At 57.9% G+C, this 18,888-nt stretch carries 16 protein-coding genes; 5 read left to right on the forward strand and 11 right to left on the reverse strand.

The genetic code is table 11. The annotated features are described in order from the left end of the window. Positions 1–720: 720 nt before the first annotated feature. From E4K64_RS30550 to E4K64_RS30560, 3 genes are read right to left on the reverse strand one after another with little or no spacing between them, the layout of a single operon-like run. Positions 721–2,496, reverse strand: a complete 1,776-nt coding sequence (locus tag E4K64_RS30550) for an FAD-dependent oxidoreductase (RefSeq protein WP_126261780.1) — start codon at positions 2,494–2,496, stop codon at positions 721–723. Then, positions 2,489–3,352: a phosphoenolpyruvate hydrolase family protein gene (locus E4K64_RS30555; protein ID WP_126261781.1), complete on the reverse strand. Its 864-nt coding sequence runs from the start codon at positions 3,350–3,352 to the stop codon at positions 2,489–2,491. Before E4K64_RS30555 ends, E4K64_RS30550 begins: the two co-directional genes overlap by 8 nt. Next, positions 3,345–4,595, reverse strand: a complete 1,251-nt coding sequence (locus tag E4K64_RS30560) for a Tm-1-like ATP-binding domain-containing protein (protein ID WP_235884828.1) — start codon at positions 4,593–4,595, stop codon at positions 3,345–3,347. The genes E4K64_RS30555 and E4K64_RS30560 overlap by 8 nt, the downstream gene beginning before the upstream one ends. Before the next feature lie 51 nt (positions 4,596–4,646). On the opposite strand from E4K64_RS30560, the gene E4K64_RS30565 reads away from it, so the two are divergent. Continuing rightward, entirely contained in the window at positions 4,647–5,057 is a 411-nt protein-coding gene (locus tag E4K64_RS30565) for a hypothetical protein (protein WP_126261782.1), read from the forward strand. 494 nt (positions 5,058–5,551) lie between these two features. Here the strand turns inward: E4K64_RS30565 and E4K64_RS30570 are convergent, their stop codons facing one another. Further along, positions 5,552–5,749 carry a hypothetical protein gene (locus E4K64_RS30570; RefSeq protein WP_126261783.1) on the reverse strand — a complete coding sequence of 66 codons (198 nt, stop codon included), beginning with the start codon at positions 5,747–5,749 and terminating at the stop codon, positions 5,552–5,554. 357 nt (positions 5,750–6,106) lie between these two features. On the opposite strand from E4K64_RS30570, the gene E4K64_RS41945 reads away from it, so the two are divergent. Together E4K64_RS41945 and E4K64_RS30575 are read left to right on the forward strand one after the other, a co-directional pair. Continuing rightward, on the forward strand, positions 6,107–6,310 hold the full coding sequence (locus tag E4K64_RS41945) for a DUF6894 family protein (RefSeq protein WP_430642541.1): 204 nt from the start codon (positions 6,107–6,109) through the stop codon (positions 6,308–6,310). Positions 6,311–6,616: 306 nt separating this feature from the next. Continuing rightward, positions 6,617–7,318 (forward strand): acyltransferase domain-containing protein, encoded by a 702-nt coding sequence (locus tag E4K64_RS30575; RefSeq protein ID WP_347338638.1) that lies wholly within the window; start codon positions 6,617–6,619, stop codon positions 7,316–7,318. 131 nt (positions 7,319–7,449) lie between these two features. Here E4K64_RS30575 and E4K64_RS30580 read toward each other — a convergent pair whose 3' ends face one another. Beyond that, a complete protein-coding gene (locus tag E4K64_RS30580) occupies positions 7,450–7,731 on the reverse strand; it encodes a hypothetical protein (RefSeq protein WP_126261784.1) in 282 nt (93 codons plus the stop codon). A 40-nt stretch (positions 7,732–7,771) separates the two neighbouring features. On the opposite strand from E4K64_RS30580, the gene E4K64_RS30585 reads away from it, so the two are divergent. Beyond that, on the forward strand, positions 7,772–8,359 hold the full coding sequence (locus tag E4K64_RS30585; RefSeq protein ID WP_164719094.1) for a hypothetical protein: 588 nt from the start codon (positions 7,772–7,774) through the stop codon (positions 8,357–8,359). Positions 8,360–8,844: 485 nt separating this feature from the next. Here E4K64_RS30585 and E4K64_RS30590 read toward each other — a convergent pair whose 3' ends face one another. From E4K64_RS30590 to E4K64_RS30620, 6 genes are all read right to left on the reverse strand, one after another. Continuing rightward, complete coding sequence (locus E4K64_RS30590; RefSeq protein WP_126261786.1) at positions 8,845–9,414, reverse strand: hypothetical protein; 570 nt, start codon at positions 9,412–9,414, stop codon at positions 8,845–8,847. A 470-nt stretch (positions 9,415–9,884) separates the two neighbouring features. Beyond that, positions 9,885–12,950, reverse strand: a complete 3,066-nt coding sequence (locus E4K64_RS30595) for a TrlF family AAA-like ATPase (RefSeq protein WP_126261727.1) — start codon at positions 12,948–12,950, stop codon at positions 9,885–9,887. 808 nt (positions 12,951–13,758) lie between these two features. Then, complete coding sequence (locus tag E4K64_RS30600; protein WP_235884830.1) at positions 13,759–15,102, reverse strand: alpha/beta hydrolase; 1,344 nt, start codon at positions 15,100–15,102, stop codon at positions 13,759–13,761. An 11-nt stretch (positions 15,103–15,113) separates the two neighbouring features. Then, positions 15,114–16,235, reverse strand: coding sequence for a S1 family peptidase (locus tag E4K64_RS41295; RefSeq protein ID WP_235884831.1), 1,122 nt, complete (start codon positions 16,233–16,235; stop codon positions 15,114–15,116). Positions 16,236–16,288: 53 nt separating this feature from the next. Continuing rightward, complete coding sequence (locus E4K64_RS30615; protein ID WP_235884832.1) at positions 16,289–16,864, reverse strand: matrixin family metalloprotease; 576 nt, start codon at positions 16,862–16,864, stop codon at positions 16,289–16,291. A gap of 104 nt (positions 16,865–16,968) precedes the next feature. Continuing rightward, positions 16,969–18,051 carry a hypothetical protein gene (locus E4K64_RS30620; protein WP_126261724.1) on the reverse strand — a complete coding sequence of 361 codons (1,083 nt, stop codon included), beginning with the start codon at positions 18,049–18,051 and terminating at the stop codon, positions 16,969–16,971. A 265-nt stretch (positions 18,052–18,316) separates the two neighbouring features. On the opposite strand from E4K64_RS30620, the gene E4K64_RS30625 reads away from it, so the two are divergent. After that, a complete protein-coding gene (locus E4K64_RS30625; RefSeq protein WP_126261723.1) occupies positions 18,317–18,655 on the forward strand; it encodes a hypothetical protein in 339 nt (112 codons plus the stop codon). The last annotated feature ends 233 nt before the right edge of the window (positions 18,656–18,888 follow it).

The raw sequence follows: 18,888 nt of genomic DNA on the forward strand, positions 1-18,888 counted from the left end.
CGGCGCTTCATTCACGACATGCTGCGCGAGATTGCCTAGAGAAAGGTAGGGAGATCTGAGTAATTTTGGGTAATGTTCGCCGGGCAACCGACATTGCGCCCGCGTAAAGAGAGCCGCCTGCGGGCCGCAAACGTTCTCGCCAGGCCAATTTCAATTCAGCCAAAACGATAGGAGAGCTACCCGCATGTCCTAACCGAGTCGCAGGGGGCGCAAACGCGTTCCGCGGCGAACGATGTCGAAGCATTGGAAGAAATCAGGTGAAATGACGCACTACTTGACTATGCCGCAGGCTGTTTGTTCAGTACTGAAAAGCTCATTGCGGCCGAACACCTGCCTTGCCAACCAGCGGAAAGGTAGATTCAGTTCCCCCGCACACGTGTTTTACGAGGTTTGGAGCAACTCGTCGGACGCCGGAGGCGTGTCATTATACTCTTCGAGCCGCCTGATGACGGCGCATGACAACCCGCTTCGGTCAGCGAATTCCTTCACCGACCAGTTCAGCATCACCGGGGGCTCGCAACTGCGTCCCGGTGAGCTTTGATGCGGGCCGACGGTTGCGACGATCTTGGTGTTGCGTGAGCGGCGCATCGTGCCCTCCAAATCATGAGATCATAGCTGCATGAAAACCCGGCAGGGCTCATAAGGTGTTTATAGCGGTGCTGGTAGGCCATGCGCACCGCTGGTCCGTCGTCGCGGGGCGAACAGGAGAGAACACTCGGCTTATACTCTGGATGCCGCCGCGGGCTGCCCCTGTCGCGCCGACCGCACGATGCGGTCGATCGCGCGATAGGCGAACACAATCGCCGGCCCGATCGTAATGCCTGCGCCAGGATAGAATCCACGCATTGGCGAGGTCATGTCATTGCCGCAGGCATAAAGACCTGCGATCGGCGCCCCATGTCCATTCAGGACCTGTCCCTCTGCATCTGTTGAGAGGCCGGTCGCCGTCCCAAGGGTTGCCGGGACAATTGGGAGTGCGATGAATGGGCCGCTTTTGATAGCCCCAAGGTTCGGGTTTTTCTTTGCGACCGCCGGATCTCCCAGCGTACGGTTGAAAGCCGATTCACCCCGGTTGAAGAGCGGATCGCGTCCTTCAGCTGCGTGGGCATTGTGTTCTTCAACGGTCTTTTGGAGCTCGTCGGGGTCGAGGCCCAATTCCGCTGCAAGCTCCGCAATAGTCCGGCCGATCTCGATGTAGCCCAACCGGGCATACTTGTTGATACTCAATGTCCATGGCCAGGGGAGCAGATGTCCCATGCCCCTGAGGCGGACGAATTCCTTGTCGCAGATGAAATAGAACCGCTTGTCCGCCGGATAACCGTTGTTGAACATGGCAAGGCAGATATCATGATACGAATTGGATTCGTTGACGAATCGCTTGGCGTTTGGCCCCACCGCGATGACGCCTGGACGGCCACGATCGAGCCAGCCGTAGGGGACCACTTGCGAGGAGCGCCCGCTCCTGAGGATCGAGACGGGCGTCCAGAAGCCGCTCGATGCCACGTCATTATCAATTGCCGCTCCGAGCTTGCCTGCGAGCGCAATACCATCACCAGTGACATCGCTGTGGGCCAGCGTATCATTGTGCTGGTGGGCTCCGCTGAGCTGGGCTCGCAATTTTCCGTTCCGCGCAAAGCCACCAGTTGCCAGGATCACTGCGTGCGCGGCGCGCATGCGGAGATCGGCGCTATCCCGCTTGAGGAGTGCGCCAGTAACTCTCCCTCCCTCCCTCGTCAGATCTACCGCCGGGCAGCGTGGCCAGATTTCAACGCCATATCTGCGCAGGCTTACCAATAATTGCGCGATCAGCGCATTGCCGCCACTGAGTTCAGTGCCCCTCCTGTAGCGCAGCCGGTCGCCTGCGTAGCGGCTGACCCGGCGCAGGACGTGCTTGAGCGAGGCAACCGACTGGAAGGGGTTGAGGAAGCTTCTGACCTCGCCAGACGAAATCATCATGCCGCCGAGCACGACGCGAATCGGATCACCTATCAGGTCGAAATCCTTGCCGAGAAGCCGTCCGTCGTAAGGTGCTGGGCTCAGCGCCCGCCCCTTGTCGACCCCGCCGATTTGGCTGGAATGATAATCCGGAGCGGAGGCCAGTGTGAACTTCACTTCACTCCCATTCTCCAAGCTGGCGAGCGCCGTTGGGCCGTCTTCAAGATAGGCGTCCACGAACTCGGGGCGATAGTAGTTGCCAAGTTCTTGTTGCAGATAGATCTTCGCATTCGCAATCGAATCATCGATTTTCGCGGCTCGGGCCTGCATTGAGCATGGAACCCAGATCATGCCGTTCGACAGGGCGGTCGTGCCACCGAGCCGGTCAGACTTCTCGCACACCGTGACGCGAAGTCCGGCCTTTGCCGCATAGAGCGCTGCGGACAGTCCAGCGGCGCCGCTGCCGATCACGAGCACGTCCGTCTCCAAATCGTGCGTTGGCTTGCTCGCTTTGGAGAAGGAAGCTGCATTGGGTTTCAATTCGGTGATTGGGCTATTCATTCGTGCCTCGGTGCAGATTCTGCAGTGAATGCTGGCGCTCTCGCGGGAGGGGAACGGCCTTGAATTCTTCGGCTGCAGCCTTCACCGCCCGCTCGATCGGGATCCGTTCGATGGAGGAGGCGCCAACGAAGCCAACACAACCGGTCGAGCGGTAGACTTCCGAGGTATCCTGGGGCTCAGCGATTTCCCCGCCATGGCAAAGAAGCGTGACGTCCGGGCGGACGGCTTGAGCTGCATCATTGATATCGTTGATGCGCCTGATGGCCTCTTCAATCGACTTTCCCTCCTCATGTCCCACAAGCCCGCCGCGCGTTGCGCCAACATGTGGGACGATGCAATCGGCTCCAGCGCTTGCCATCGCTTTGGCGTCGTGCGGGCTTGCCACATACGCGAGCGAGAAGATGTTCTTCTTACGGGCCGCCGCGATCATCTCAACTTCACGCTCAAAGCCGAGCCCCACGCGGCCTCGACGCTCACGCCATTTCTCACCCATCGTTGAAATGGTCGGATAGTTGATCACGCCGGAGAAGCCGGCAGCCCAGAACTTGTCCAGAAGATCATCGAGGTCGAGCCGGAGGGGATCCCAGGCCTCGACACCGCCTATAACAGGAACGGAGGACACGACATTGCGGATCTCCGCCGCCAGCTCAAGCGTCCGCGCATTGGAATCGCCGATCCGGCTCGTCGGCAGCCCCATCAACCGCGATAACCCAGTACTGTAGACCACGAGCATGTCAGCCCCGCCCAGAGCTGCGCATTTTGCGACGAGCCCGCAACTGCTCGCCGCGGCAAGCACTGCCTTTCCCGCCGCAACTTGAGCTATGATCTTTGCGAGTATTTCGGACCGATCAAACATCCGCACGGGACGACCCTCCTGGCGTCAGTCGTTCAACGATCCACGATGCGGCCGCGTCCGCAAATTCCGGATCGTTGATGTGACAATCCAGCTCGCGGGCGATGATCGAGGGCGGTAGGTTTTGCCTGACAGCGTCGAACCAGGCTCTATCGGCTTCAGGATTTCGAAAGATTCCACCGTCCCGGTCATAGTCAGACACCCCCTTGGCCGGCCACAACACGAGGGCGGGCGCCTTTGCTTGCGAGAGGCGCTCTGCTGTGAGCGTGCCTATGCGCTCGTTCTCCGAGGCGGTCGTGCGCATGAGCGTCGTGAAGGGAGTATGCGAATAGAATTGGCGCCCCTTGAACTCGGCAGGCACGCTCGAGGGAGGGCCAAAGTTCACCATGTCGACAGCTCCCGGCGCGATAAGCTGAGGAATCATGCGGTGAGAAGCTGCTTTGAGCCGATCCGGACCTGCACTGGCCGTACCGCCGACCAGCTCGTCAGCGAGCTCGGTTGTGGTCAAATCGATCACCGCATCGAACTCACCGGCGGACACGAGCTGCTCCATCTTGCGGCCCCCAGCGCCATTGGCCGGAAAGACAATCGCGTCGAAGCCGGCCTCTGCCAGCCGCGCTACACAGCGATTTGCCGCCGGCGTCGTGACCCCAAAGGCCGTGATCGCAACAGTCTTTCTCTTCCGCCGCTCTCGAGCAGGCACATAGCGCATCGCCGCAATGGCGCGCCCTGCATTGCCCAGAACGCGTTCGGTGAACGCGTTGATTCCGAACAGATCGACCAGGGTCGGATAGAGGATGATGTCATGGTGGAGGGCGAGTTCGGCCAGGAGGGCTGGCCTCGCGCTGCTCACCAGCAGCTTTGGGAATCCATACGGCAAATCCGATACAACTTCACCGAAGACTGCGCTACCTTTGCCGCCCGCCACTCCGACGGCGGCGTCGATCGCACCTGATCGCAGGAGCTCCTTGACTTCTTCACGCGCGCTTGCGGCTATTTCCCGTAAGAGCTCAGCGGGTGCAGCCATCCGTTCATCGCTGCTATCCGCCTCGCTTCTGCACCTCCTGTTTGATGTGCCTACATCAATCGTAAGAGTCTTGCGGCCCCACTGTTCGATGACGCGCGCAAGATAAGCGCTTTCGCGGCCCTTTGTGTCCAAGGTTGCAATAATCGCGACCTTGCCCGCATGATCGGAGGCGTGACCATCCCGGACCGACCTCAGGTCGCCCGCGCAATGGTGAGACACGATCTTCCTCCTAGACGTTTCTGGACATTTGGAGGTCTAGATCGAAGTAAAATGGCCCATAAGCCCGGATACGAGCGCAACTGGGTAAAGTTGGGTAAGCACGCCTATCCTTTCCAGATTGCCCGCATGGAGCGCCTGCGGGAGCTGCTCGCGATCAACTCAGCGAGCCCCGTGATCCTCGCAGAAATAGCTCCGGTCCCGGAGCCGGCTGAAAATCACCGAGGGAAGACCCTCTCCCGCCCGGCTCAGCAAGCGATCGAGCAAGGGACCATTGAGGGCCCGGACGCTGAAGCTGGGCGAGAATCGCGGACATTGGCCGAGGACGGGCTAGACCTTGAAGCGAGGGGCGCAAGCAAGATAGTTCTGGAGCAATCGGAAGATCTCGACCGGCTGACCGTCCAGACAATCAGGCTTCCGGCCAGCAGCGAGATCGTTCGCCGCAGCCCGCCCCAAAACCGCTAGGAGCCAGGCCAATGGCACCGAGATCCTCTAGGGGCCACAAGTCGAGGCGTTGCATTCACTGTGGCCAGGTTGGACCTCACGTTGTCGTCCTCGGGGGATACGCACACCGCCGCTGCATCGGCAAAGCCGATCCAAGTGCCGCGACGAGAGCCATTGCGCCCCACGGAGAAATCTCCTCCGGGCCGCAGGACCTGAGCCCGAGGTCCCGATCCCGGTGGTCGCCAGCATCTTGGCACGCCGCTCTGTGAGGCTTCCCCTCTACCATTCACGCGCGCAGCCGCAATCTCGCGCCCGACGTCGGCGATCAAGCCGCTGCGCCTTTTTGCCGTTGGCGGAACTGCAGGTGCAGCGCGCTTACAGAAGCATCCATTGCGCCGCGTGCACACAGGCCTCAACCGCGAGGCAAAGCTCCGGTCCCTGAAACGCCGCAGTTCAGACGCCCAACAACGATCTGACTTCCTCAGCGCATGATCGCGGGACTGGAGACGACATGATCACGACTGCGCCCTCGTCACGGTGAGGTGAAGCCTCTGCCCGTTCTCCAGGAGAACAGATAACACGGGGCAGTCGCCATTGGTCTTGCCGATGGAAACCGCAGCCTTGCGCTGCCCGAACGAGTAGTGTCTCAGGAGGGCTTCCTTGAAGTCCTCAGCAAGTATTTCCAGCGGGTCTGAAAGCACGGTGGCCGCCATAGATTTGGCTCCTGCGCGCGTTGAAACTTCAGCATATCCTTGTTGCAAACCTATTTGCGGCGTACTCCCCCTGCACTTGGATACTTTCCTGCATCGCCCGAGCATTTCGCGGTGAAATCCACCTCAAGCGAGGCTGTATGGCGAGTGCCCGCCGGACGCGGCTGAACGCTTAAATGAGGTGTTATCGGCGCCGGTTGAGTTCGGCGGGAGCTGGCAGTTCGGAAGCTCGCACGTGAACCGCTTCGTATCTTTCCAATAAGGCGCCGGATTTCGGCAGCATAAGGTCCGAGATCAGGGAATTCCGCTTTACTTGCATAGTAATGTCATTGCGTCCGAAGCAACGAACCGAGCGAACAAATGGCTCGTTTTTACTTCAACCTGGAATGCAAGCACAATGTCGCTGATCCCGGCGGGCTGGCATTCGAGAGCGAGCTCCAAGCCTTTCGTGCGGCACAGCGTCTAGCAAATGACCTAGCGAGTGCTCAGCCTCCACTACGGGGTACAACTTGCGTGGTTGTTACACGTAACGATCGGGGTGAGTCCTATTACGTGAGCGTTTGACGAGCTTGCCAATCAAAGCTTTCGGCCATACTGCGCTTCGATTGCTGCGCTTTCCTGGCATTCCAAGCCAGTAGATGGAGGACACCGCGTCCTTGGCGACTCTCCTCAACGAATTCGGATCGAGACTAATCAGCTGGCCATCTTGTCGCGGACCAGCCTGCCGCAGAGCCGGTTTTCGCCGCAGCAACCGCTTGTCTCGGCGAAGACTCGCGGGAGTTCACCAGGACGCGCAGCGCCGATGCGCTGTCGGCCAACCAAGTCAGCCAAATCCTGACCGTCACATCGGCGCTCGCGATCCACGCCTGCATTGCCGATTTGCCAACCGAGCCGACCGCCATCGCCGGCTATAGCGTCGGCGAGAAGGCGGCCTGGGGCGTAGCAGGAGTTTGGACGGCGAACGAGGCTTTGCGGCTGACAGACATCCGTGCACGATTGATGGATGGCGCGGCAGGACCTGGCGGACGGCTCGGCTATGTCCGCGGGCTCGCTCAGACCACGCTCGAGTCCTTACTTGCGAAGCATCGCTGCGAGATTGCAATCAGAAATCCCGACCTTCTCTACGCCGTCGGCGGCGCTGAGCAGGACGTTTTCAAGCTCTGCGAGGAGGCGCCATCGCTGGGCGCCACGCGCGCCGGCCTGATCGCCGTCAGGATCGGCTCGCACACTTCGCGACTTGAGGCGGCCTGCGATCCCCTACAACAGGCGCTCGCGGCAAGCACGCGCGCGCCCATCGCCGAGCGAAAGATCCTCCTTGCCGGTGATGGGGGCCCGCGCCTGTTCTCCGCATCGAATGCCATGGCAAAGCTCGCCAGCCAGGTCGCGCGCCCTATCGACCTCGCCGCAACGCTGGAGGCTCTTGCCGAGCAAGGAGCCGATCGTGTGCTGGACCTCGGCCCAGGACACGCACTGGCCGAAATGATGAAAGGCGTCTTTCCATCGATCCGCTGCTATGCCGCCGACGGGTTCCGCAGCATCGACGGCTTGCGCAACTGGATCGCCCTCCAATAACGCGACGTCCCGAGCTTCGAACGGTTATTGGGGGTCCAGACCCGCAAACAGAAAGGGCTTCGTACGTCTCGAGTACAAAACTTCCACTACTCGCAACTCAGGCTCGATCGTCCAGACGTCCTCGATCCGATCTAGCCTGCCAGGTAATCGGCAACGCGCACATCGGCGCTGCCGCGGAATGAGCTAGGAGATCCCGTCCATTCGAACCCGAACAGGTCGTACAGGGACACACCTTCCGCCAGCCACGCATGTAGCCATGTCTTAATAGGGATACATCCAATAAGTCGTGTTGGAATCGTCGGGCACCCACACGCCCTCAGGCGCAACATCTCCGCCACGTCATCCGGCGTCTTCATCACCTGCCCCCATGGATCAATCCATGACGAGCCTTCAGTGATTCGTTCCTGCTTCATTCACTCTCTCCCCAGCTATCCGAGGAGGGGGCAATTCCTCGTGACGCTGAGGGGCAGTTTTCCATGGCGCGCGACAGGCACGAACTTTGAAGGCGCCGCTCGCTTTGCGTGTCATGATGTTGCTGAGGACGAATCAGCCGAGATTTCACCAATGCAAGTGGACACAATTGGAAGACCCGAGCAACTGAGTAACGTGCAGCCGGGTGAATGTATCTTTTTCGATTCCAGCAACGGAATGCGATTCGGAATGCTCACCAAGGACGGCAATCAGAAAGGCTTTCTCGTATTTGCAAAATCGGATGATGGCCGTGCACCTTGGGTCATCACCGGAGGACTGCCGCAAAACGTGCTTGTCGTCGACAAGGTGCAGATCAGGGCTGATTGGACAAGCGCCGCGATAAGTGCGGCATCTCAAATTGGCGAAATCACGAGCGCTGCCGGTAATTTCTATATGAGAGCAGCTCTGCGGAAGATGGAGACGGTCTCAATCAACCTCGCTAGCGGCCTTCTAGATGATCCTCCGTCTCTGGGTCCGATTTTCCATTATGCCCGCTGGAGCGCAGGTCTTGTGAGGGACGGCAAATGGTTGTCGCTCGTTGAGTTTCCATTCACGAAAGGATCCGTCTGATGGCAACGCGCGACGAAGAGATATGGCAGGTCAAAACGGCTTCAGCGGCGCTCATAGCGATGTTTGGTGAGAGCGCAAGAGCAATCAGATCCTCAGTTCGAAGAGCGCTTCCTAGCGATCCTTGAGCGAGCCTACTACCATTTCCGCGACGATTGTCCGAATGCCCCCGACGGCAAACCGCGCGAAGTGACGACTGTGCTCGAAATGCTTTCGTCGACGCGTGAGCTGCTCACCGGTTGGAACAATATCACGGGTCAAGGCGAACCATTCTTGAAGCCATAGGGCAATACTCATGCAGACCAAAGGCTCGCCGACAAATCCAAATGAAAGACGCCGCCAACTGGGGCGTCCTCACTTTAGGGCGATCGATTAACCATCGCTTGCGGAAGCGGGTCGGAGCGCTTTTTGGATTTCGCGTCATTGGACCATAGTACGCCCTCAATCAAGCCCAGGGATATTTACAGAGATACTTTCTGCGAGTTGTTTCAAGGTGCCCTTAGAGATATCCCCATCTGGCTCGACAACCGAGCAAGTGCGAGCGCTGCCCCTTTATCTTTCAGCGGCTGAATTTCCCCCTCTAGCAGCTTCCTCTTCAAATCATGAAGGTGAATCGCGGCAGCGCCGGTGAGGTTGTCTTGCCTAATCTCAGTCTCCGCCAGCAAACAGGCTGACTCAACTAGAGTGAATCTCCCCCTGGTTCGAATTGAACGAGCAATTCCACTTGGAGCGATTTCACCGACTGACTCATCGGCCACCTCTTCTTTGGGAGGCGGTTCATCCGACTTGTGAAGCGGCTCCTTGCTCATCTTGCGGGAGCGCCACGACAATGGGTACTCCCGATACAGCTCTCTCCGACAGAACTTGATCCAGACATATCCGTATGCGGTGCCCGTTGTCTGCCGACCTATTTTGACAGCGTGCAGGGCCGGGCTTGGCTTCCTGTCTATGTCCGAAAGATCTAACTCCAAAAGTGACCAGCTTTCCGGTGCAATTTTCTCGTATGGCTTTTTTCCATCCGGCGTGCCGAAGGCGGTTATTTCTCCCAGCCGCAGCAAATCATGTAGTTCATCTTCGATCCGCTTTCACAGCCTACCCTCGATAATGCCGGACGGAGTCAGATGAGATGCATACCTAAGAGGGGTCGTTAGCGCCCGCTTCGTAGTAACCGTTTTGCGTGCCTGCTGTTTCGCGCAATGGCGTTGAATGCTTCCGCGCCGTTCAAGTCTGGTCGGAGTTCTACAGGCAAGACGAATGGCCTTACCTGTCGCCAGAGTCCCGGCAGGAACACCGTTCCAAGCAGCGCCCCAAAACCGCGCATCGCGAAGAGCATGCGAGGACGCCTGAATCTCCATCAAACCAAACAGCCAAACGCAACGGCCCAGGCGACCGATCGCCCTTGAAGGCGACACGCGGTTAGGACTTCGGATTAAGCGGAAATGACGATACGGAGGAATGTGTGATAGCCGTATGCACTGCTGCTAGGCAGCGTCATCATAAGTCGCTATCGGCGACCTCACGCTAGAGCTCAGTGGTACTTCTGACCTCTATTGTCAAAGGCGATCTTCGTGCCTTCCAGCACATCAACGACAGCCCTGTTGATTATTCCATCCTCGATAGAACCTGATTGATACGAGATGCGGGCGCCATTCTTTCTGTCGAATGTTGCGTGTATGATCTGCTCGGCATCGCACACGACGGCCAAGTTTGGATTATGCGTTACCATGATAATCTGTCGCGATTTCTTTGCTTCGTTGAGAACCGGAACGAGCAAGCTCACAACCGTCTCGTTGTCCAGATTCTCCTCCGGCTGATCGAGGACGATCGGATTTCGTCCCTTGTCGACCAAGAGATAAAAGATCAATAGAAGAGCACCGCGCTGCCCGGGCGACAGCCGTTCGATGTGTGTGTCTTGGAACAGCAGCGTATACTTCGGTTCCAAATACTGAAGTCCGAATACATAGTTGTAGACCTCCGACGGGGCCTTGTCCTTCCTCATCAGTGCCCTGATCCCCGGGACATTGGGCGCCGCCTTATCGGCGCTCTCGGTCAGCAGGGAAGTGACCTCTTCGGCAAAGCCAACCGCATCGGCCGCATCTTCAAAGGCATACTTCTCAAATCTGCTACGGATCGCGACGAAGCTCTCGTCTTCGCCCCGCAGCTCTCCAATGTTTTGCTTGATGGCTCCAAAAAGATTCGTCGCTATGGCGTCAGGCGAGCCGAGCAGCTTGGCTTGAAACTGAAGCTTGTAGTCGTCTCGGATCAGCGAATTATTCTGAATCAACTGCTGCAATGGGGCGAACAATGCCTCCCGCGCTGCGCGCTGTTCTTCGAGTACTGCAAAAATCTGGCTGGTAATCTCCCGGCGCGCCGCCCGCCTTTGTGCCAGTACCGTCGGAAGTTCATTTAACTGAGCGAGCCGTCGTTGCAATCCCTTAAGGCTTTCCGGCTCCGTTTCGGATCCTTCAATTGCCTCCAGGGCGACCTGCCAACTCTTCAAGGCTTCCGTGTACGCTTGGTACTTTTGCTGCGGGTCGTTCAATGTCTGCGAGAGCTGCTTCTGCTCAGCGACCAGAGCCGCTTCCCTCTTAGCGGCGCTGTCGATCCTTTCTGCCATCTCTGCGTCGCTCGCAAGGATCGTTTGCTCAAGCTGAATCAGTACGTGGCGGTTGACTGTCAAGCTAATCATCTTCTCCGCTGTCAGGTCGACTGCGGCGAGGTCATCCGCGATCTCTGATACGAAGGACGCGAATTGCTTCTCAAACAGACTAATACGCTCGCCGATGTTGCGGAGCGATCTCTGCTTTTTGCCGATCAGTCGCTTAGCATCGGCAACCTTCTTGGCCTCAGTCTTGAGCTGCTCCAGCGCCGCGCCGATCTCCGCGAGCCTTGCACTTGCCGCTTGCTGATCGGCAGTAAGAGCCGCCGTAGGTTGTTCGACCTGTGCAGGTCTAACTGTCACGTGTTCCTCGATCTGCTTCGCCTTGAGCCTGACCTGCTCCTCGATATTTTTCTGGACGTTGGGATGGAGTTGATCCTCAGTTTCAACGATCTGCTCGTTGAGCGCCCTCAACGTTTTGCGAAGCTCGCTCGTTTGAGCTCGGAAGACATTCTCCTGTTTCTCAATAAGCTGATCGAAACTGAGAGCCTCCAGACGGACGCTGTTCGGAACGTGTGAAAAAATCACCTCGCGCAGTTCCTTCTCGAACTCGTTTGTCTTGCCTGACACGTGATCATTGCAAAGGGCTTCGAATCGTCCCTGAGGTATGTACCGAACAAGTTCAACCCGTTCGGGCGATGGATCATCGGCAAGGCTCATCACACATGGATCGCCAGCTAGCCAGTATAGCTTGCCGATGAACTGACGCGCCGGTTCACCCGCCTTCCCGCGAAATCGGTCGCGTTTGAGAAACGAGAAGTGAGCATTCTGCTGCGAGTTTCCTAGCAACGCCACGATGTCCGCAAGGGCGCTCTTGCCGCTTCCTTTGTTACCAATGATCGCGATGAGTTCTGGGTTCAGAAGGATTTCGGTTCCGTGCAACCAAGTGTCGGGAAGCGCACTGTCAGGTTTTTTGTAGACGCTAATCCGGTCTATGTAGAATGTTTTGTGGCCATTGATCCGCTCTAGCTTCGGCGGCAGCTCGCCTAAGAACGAGCGTTTCGCAGGTTCTTTCAGCACCTGTAACAGCCCCTTCCAGGTGGGATCGGCCTTGATCCACGTACGCTTGCCGGAGGGAAATTGACCGTATCCGCGCTTGTCGTTGGTCCCGCTACCTCGGAAGCTGTGGGCATCGCTGCCGGAGACCGCGAGTCGAGCAACGCCCTTCAATGCCGCCTGGAAATTATCGAGCCATTTTTTGTTTCCTTCTGTTTCAACACCGCAAAAGGCGGCCCAATAATCCGTGCTTCTCGTTTCAAAAATGGGAGAAGATTCGAACAGACCCAGCGCATACGCGTAGTGATCCGTCCAATTTATTGAATCAAGTCCGTCGTAGGTCGAGAACGGCATGAAGCCAACTGCGCGACCACTGGGAACCTCGCGTATCGCCTCCTTGTACGAGTCGACCTTCAACTCCGCGATCCTGCATCCAGCGGCGAAGGCCTCCTCGTCTTCTGAAACAACCCTGCTCTTGTCAATTCCATGTTTGGCCAGTTTGTCCGCGCCCACATAGCGGGCGTACTCCATCAACGCATCACGAGATAGCGGTTGATTGATGAGTTCAAGCTTGAGCCGCGAGAGAAAGTCTCTGAGGTGCTGATCGCTGATTTCATCGGAGAAGAGGACGTGGGCATTAAGCCGGCCCTGCATTGGCGCTGCCAACCGCAGTTCGATACCAGGAAAGACTGTTTTCAGAAGTGCCGGAGCGCCTTGTTCGCTCTGTCGCGCCTTTAGCGCGAACCGGCCATCGAACGTCCAGTAGTCCATGAGCCCGAACGCCACTGGAGCAGCGTCATTTAGGGCACCGATCATCTCGTCGACGAGGCGACGGTTTCGCACCTTGTCCGTACCGAAGCGCTCGCCGTCCCAATGAAATGAGGCTGGCGAGTGGACATGCAGATCCCACTCGCGCCATTCGGAGCCCCTCGCAAACATACCTGCAATCCTTCCAGTTAGTTTTTCTTGAACGAAACCCAATTAGTTTTAATTCCGATGCGGCGATCACACCTAAATGTCGATGCTCTCGATACGAAGCGCTGACGGCCGGGTCGTCTGCGCGAACAGATTTGTTCAAGCTTGCCGGATTCACGTGCTTCCGATCGGCCATCCGACAAGATTCCTGAGACGGTATGACGCATCCGCCCGCCAGCGTTCGAATACCGACTCGTCGATCGTCTCGTTCACATTCACGGGGCGCCGCCGTCTCGAACGTCCGACTCTTAGCCAATCGTCCGATAATTCGAATAGCTGACGGCCCTCTCTACAATTTTCACGAAACGCTTCATTTCCCCTCCCATACAGCCCGACGTTTATCGAAGCCGACATAGCTCCCAAGAGCCTCTTGGATACGACAACGCAAGCAATGCAGCAGCCGTCGTAGCCCCACCCGTTCCTTATGGCCCCAAGCCCTCAGATTGTTCGATTACAATCGGAGGCCGCAGTGAATCGACAACGCTTCGTTCTTATTCGGCTTCTGGTGTGCTGTACGTGCCGTTTAGAGCAATCAACGCAGCCTTTCGGCGCGATGAAGGCATGATTCGCGGCAAGCAGCCCGACACAGAAAGCCTGCATATCGTAAATTTCGGATGATGAGGGGAGCACAACTCCGGGCAGATGGCGTGACTGTCATATAATCAAACACTCTCGGTTCCGCGCGCTCAACATTTCGTGCTGAGCGCGCTCACACTTGCTGTCTCTTTTCGGCCGCCACAAACGCGTCTGCAAACAGCCGAATAGCCAGGCCTTAGTAGGGATACATCCAATAAGTCGTGTTGGAATCGTCGGGCATCGATCGCAAGGTCGGAGTCCGCTGCGGCGGTTTAAGATGCGCTGAAGAAGAGATAATCCGGCCAATGTCATCGAGAACTGCGCGGCTCGTAGAATACGTACTATGGTTGAGAGCAAACATTTCGCTTCCGACGGCCGAAACATCGATTGTTTCGATACCGGGCACGAGAGTTGGCCCGCTGTTCGTCACGAACCCCATTCGAGACTTGGACTGTGCTTTCTTCAACGAAGCTAGCAGTGCCAGATCCGTCGAAGAGGCATAGAGAGTCACGGCCCCTGCGGCTGCCTTAATTTGATTTGCACGTTGCAGATAAAGATCGCGGTCCACGTCCGGGGCAGCAAAAATCAACTCGGTAATACCAAGCGCCGTCTGGCTTAAGGCAGCTTGCTGCAAGGCGCCAAGGACGACTTCGCTACCGAGGCTATGTGCAATGACGATGATTCTGGAGACCTTGCCCTCCTGCTTGATCAGCTGGAGAAGGTCGAAGAGGCCATCCGGCGCGAACAGAGCACTCTCGCGGTCGTAGTCGTAGTCCTTCCATCCGCCCTTGGACGGCCAGGAATACATCATGACGCGGCCTTTGTAGTTGGCGTCAAAAGCGATTTGGGCTGCCTTGAAAGCCGCGTCATTAAACGCAACGTTATAGCCATGGACAAAGAGCATCAGGCTATCTGCCGGATTAGCTATAGCAGCCGCGAACTCCTCGCGTGAGAGCCGATTCAGCTTCTGAATACGGAAATGTTTACCGTCCTGCTCCGCCTCTTTGATTCCCAACCAGGTCGTTCCAGGTACTTCTACTTCGCCCATCTTGTGAATAACAGGAATGCTGACCGTCACATAGCCCAAGGTGTTGGAAGCGGCCCGGCCATACGAGATCTGGCTCAATTCTAGACCGGGCCCGCCCGTCACAACGCGATTGGTGGCAAAGTAGACCGGTACCAAGCCCTTGATCGCAGACTTGTTGACCACCACCTCGGCTCCGGTGGTGCTCTTGTTGGGAGGTGCCTCCTCGCTTGCCTCACCCGTCGCCGGCCGCCATGGCCGATAGCCATGATAGTGTCGAACATGGTGGTAGTATCCAGGGCCGTAGCGGTAGCCGTATCTCTTCAACGCGCTCCCATGTTTCTTGGGGGCCTTGTGGACATGTGGCTTGAGCGGCTGTGAGGCCGGCCCCTGATGGGCGCAACCGGTCGCGAGCGCGCAGAACAAAACAATGAGCACTGTCCGGAGACGTCGGCAAACCTCTCCGATCCGTTGCAGACGGTTCGAGGCCCGAATTTGCGATGCAAGCATGACCATTCTATAGACACCTACTTCGCAAGGACCTGAGACACATTGACCGTAGCCCCCAACCATCCGCGGTACCTGTCCACGGCGGGCCCGCTGGTGAGCTTATAGGTGAAGCGCGCCTGCGCTCCGCCGTCGTTGATCGCGCAAGCGATATTGCTTGCGCCATTTGCCGTCTCGACATGCCATTTGCATCCTGTGATGCGGTAGCCGGGCTCAGCCGGGAAGTTTTCGGTATAATCCGCCGAATGCTCGGCAAACACGACCGGGTGATCGTCCTTGGTTTTGTTGACCGTATACGAGCGATCGATCTGCTTCGGCTCGACGAGCTGCGATGCTGGCACGTTCACGATGAGGCGACGGTCTTCGGGCACGAGGGTGTGGATTGCTCCAGCTAGAATCTCGGGGATCTTCACGCCAGCGTTGGCCTGGGTCTGCACATGCGTGGAGTTTAGCTTGCTCCAGTTCTCGAATGAGATCGTTGTGTCCACCCATTTCGTCCAGCAAACGGACGGCTGGGGAATGGCGGCGATCATGTTGTAGAGTGGGCTTGCCGTGATCACAGTCGCGGGGATGATGAAGTTGACACCCGAAACCTGGGCCTCATTCCACTTGACGATACCGCCGACCGCGATCCCGAGCAGTGCGCCGAACTCGTTGAAAGCCGGCCCGCCGCTGTTGCCGACGTTCATCACCGTATCGGTCTGCCACCGGCCGTTGGGGCTGGTTTGGTTGCTGATCAGGCCGCTCGATATGCTGAGATCCAGATCGAGTGGGTAGCCGAGCAGATACAGCTGGGTGCCCATCGGGGCCTGCTGGTTATCGTCGATCACAGGCATCGGGCACCGCGAGGCTCCGCCGCTGCTTCCCGCTGGCTGCGCCAATTCGAGGAGTGCCAGGTCCCGGGTATCGTCGCGATGCACGGCAGTGACCTTGATCGGGTTCGCATTGCGCGATCCGAGCCGGGCATCAACCTCGAAGGTCTGGTAATTCTCCTCGCGTCCGATCACATGGCTGTTGGTCAGCACGAGGCTATCGCCGATCAGTAGCCCGGAACCACCACCGACTTCCTGCTTGCCGTTGAACATCACGCCAACGAACTGGACGTGAACCGTCCTGACGTTGTAGCGCGCGGCAATCTGCACCGCCGCGCGGTCCGCTCGCGCCGGCGCGCACATCAACGTAACGACGCCAAATGTCAGGACGGATAGAATGTCCTGACAGCGGCGATATCGAGTGGGCTTAATTGTCCGTTTCCGTTCCATGCTGAATTACAATAGTTCATTATTGAATCGGGATCGTATTTGGTGACTTTGTAATCGCCGACCGAGCCTGACGCTTTTTCTTTGCGGCACTGCTCTGGAGCATCATCACGATTCTGCTCATGCGTGAAGCCGAGCGCGTGTCCGAATTCATGGACCGCGACCGCGCGAATGCAAAATTCGCGTTTGTCTTGGCAGCCTTTGCTCCAATGATTGAAACTGAAATTGAGAGTCATGCCCGAGGATTTGCCGTCCAGGTATTTTCCGACAACGTCCGTGTGAGCACCCTCGTCGGCGATCCGCACATGAATGCCCGACGCGCCGTCGGTACAGGCGGGCCACGTCTTCGAAAACCGGACGCCCCCTTGCGCTGCCGTCTCCCAAGTCTCCGCAACCGCTTTCCGGACGAGGTCGGCATACTTGCTGTCCTGCGCTTTGAGGTTTTCCCAGCAGACCGGGATTTCCTTGATGTCCCATTTCGAACCGCGGATGACCGTGCCGTATAACTCCATTTCGGACACGCCGGAAGGAAGCGCAGGCTGAGCATTCGCGCTCCAAGACAGAGAGAGCGCGAGCAGCAGTACGAGTCTGGGCAACCAAAGGCGAAACACGCTTCTTACTGGGTCGGAGTTGGGCTCGGCGGGAAGACTGGCACCGGCGCCACAATGAAACCATTGGTCCGAGGTCCGCCCCCAGTGCGGCGACCGCCAGCTCCCGCTCCTCCCGGGAGTTCCTGCGATTTCTCTCCCCCTGGCAAAGGGGCTGTATAAATGGGGTTATCTTTTGATCCGAGCGGCGGCGTTTTTGCCGCATAGCCAGCCGAGCCGGACTTGGCTCCATTGGCAAGCACGGCATTCGGACCATTGATATAAATCCCGAGATTGCTGAACTGCTGCGCGGAGGCAGAAGCCTGGACTGCAGCGGGGGTCCAACGCACCGAAGTGAGCGAGTACTTTGCCTCGACGCCGCCGGTCACCTGAACCGAGAACGTGTAGGTCATTTGCGCTGGCTCCGCGCTCTCCGAAGGCATGGCCGGCGTCAGATTGTTGGCCGAGATGAGAACAGCGTTGTCCCGCAACCACGTCGCAAACGGCTTCGAAGCATCGACAATGATGCGCTTATAGGCGACCCGCTCCGGAAATTTATTCTCGGCGAGGGCCTCGAGCTCGGCCAGATCAGTCGGCGTTCCACGATAGCAACCACGTTCATAGGTCCCAGAACCGGCAGTGGCAGGAGTGGTATCGGACGCAAGCTGGGCGTTCTGCTTCATGAGGAATGACCAGATCAGGTCATAAGTGTCCTGGGCCGAAGCGGTGGGGCCTACATGAGTGATATCGCTGCTCGTCGCGCTTAGAATCCGCTTGTAGTCGAATGCTGTCCCTGACCCGAGTCCGCCGGTATCGGTCACTTTCAACTCCAGGAAGAAGGTGCCATACAGGAAGGGGTCGATGTCAAAATGGGCGTACCTGTCGAACGCTTCTTCTGGCCGGGTTTTGTAGATTTTAAGGTATTCCTTCCGCCTCTCGCGCTCGATTTGGTAGAAGGTCACGACCTCACACCTGATTGACTTGAGAAAATACGGCAGCTCGCCGGCCGTGATCACGCCGGTCTGCGGATCATGAATATGGTACAGGCTCGTGCACCCGCCCATGGCAAGGCAAATGCCAGCGCATGCCGCGGCGCGGCTGAATTTCCACATGATCGCCCCCGTCCGCGTCGCTGACCACGCGCGGATCTCCCGCTAGATTGAAAAACAGTCGCATCAGTTCGTCAATAGCATCGTGACCACATTGCAGCTTTTCGTTGCCCCCCGAGTTCTTGGCGCAGATTTTCCGCGAGCCGCGACGCGTCATCGAAAGCCGAGCCGAATCACCGGACAACATCGAGACCAAGAGGTGTGAGCAACGCGTCGAGCCGATTGCAAACAGGCTAACGCGCGCTTATCGAAGAGACATATTGCTTGCGTGATTTGGACCAAGATTTTGCCCGGACCCGTCGACAACCGAACCGAGAGAGAGGCCTTTGCTGCCTGGAAAAAGGCAGCCCAAGAGCTTGCTCACGGGAACGAGGCGATTGCGAATGCAAGTCGCGACGAGCTCAGGAAAGCTCTGGTTGATCTTGACGCGCTGTTTCGCAGTGCTCCCGGCAGCGCCCACAAGGCCTACCGAAATCTGACGGAAAGGCGGATCGAGAAGGCGCGGGAAGCGTTCATCGACTCGATAGGAGACGGCCATCTTTCGTGGTCGCTATCCGATGAAACGCCCGAATTGGCCGCGTTGAGGATGGGCGGCCTCGTACGGTAAATTGACCGGGTGCTTGCCGAGCGGCGCTCTCACTGGCCGATCGCGCCAAGTGAGTGGCACCTCGAGGAGTTCGGATGCTGGTTCATTCCGCGGCAGGGCGTCAGCGCATTGCGACCTGCCCGACGGGGGCAAGCCTATTCAAAGCGAGGAACACTCACCGAATCCTGCCCGCAGCGATACAGGGCTACTCTGTCCATGTGGTGGATACCCGCACATTGGCACATTGCATAGTT

It is taken from the genome of Bradyrhizobium frederickii (assembly GCF_004570865.1).
GTDB lineage: Bacteria > Pseudomonadota > Alphaproteobacteria > Rhizobiales > Xanthobacteraceae > Bradyrhizobium > Bradyrhizobium frederickii.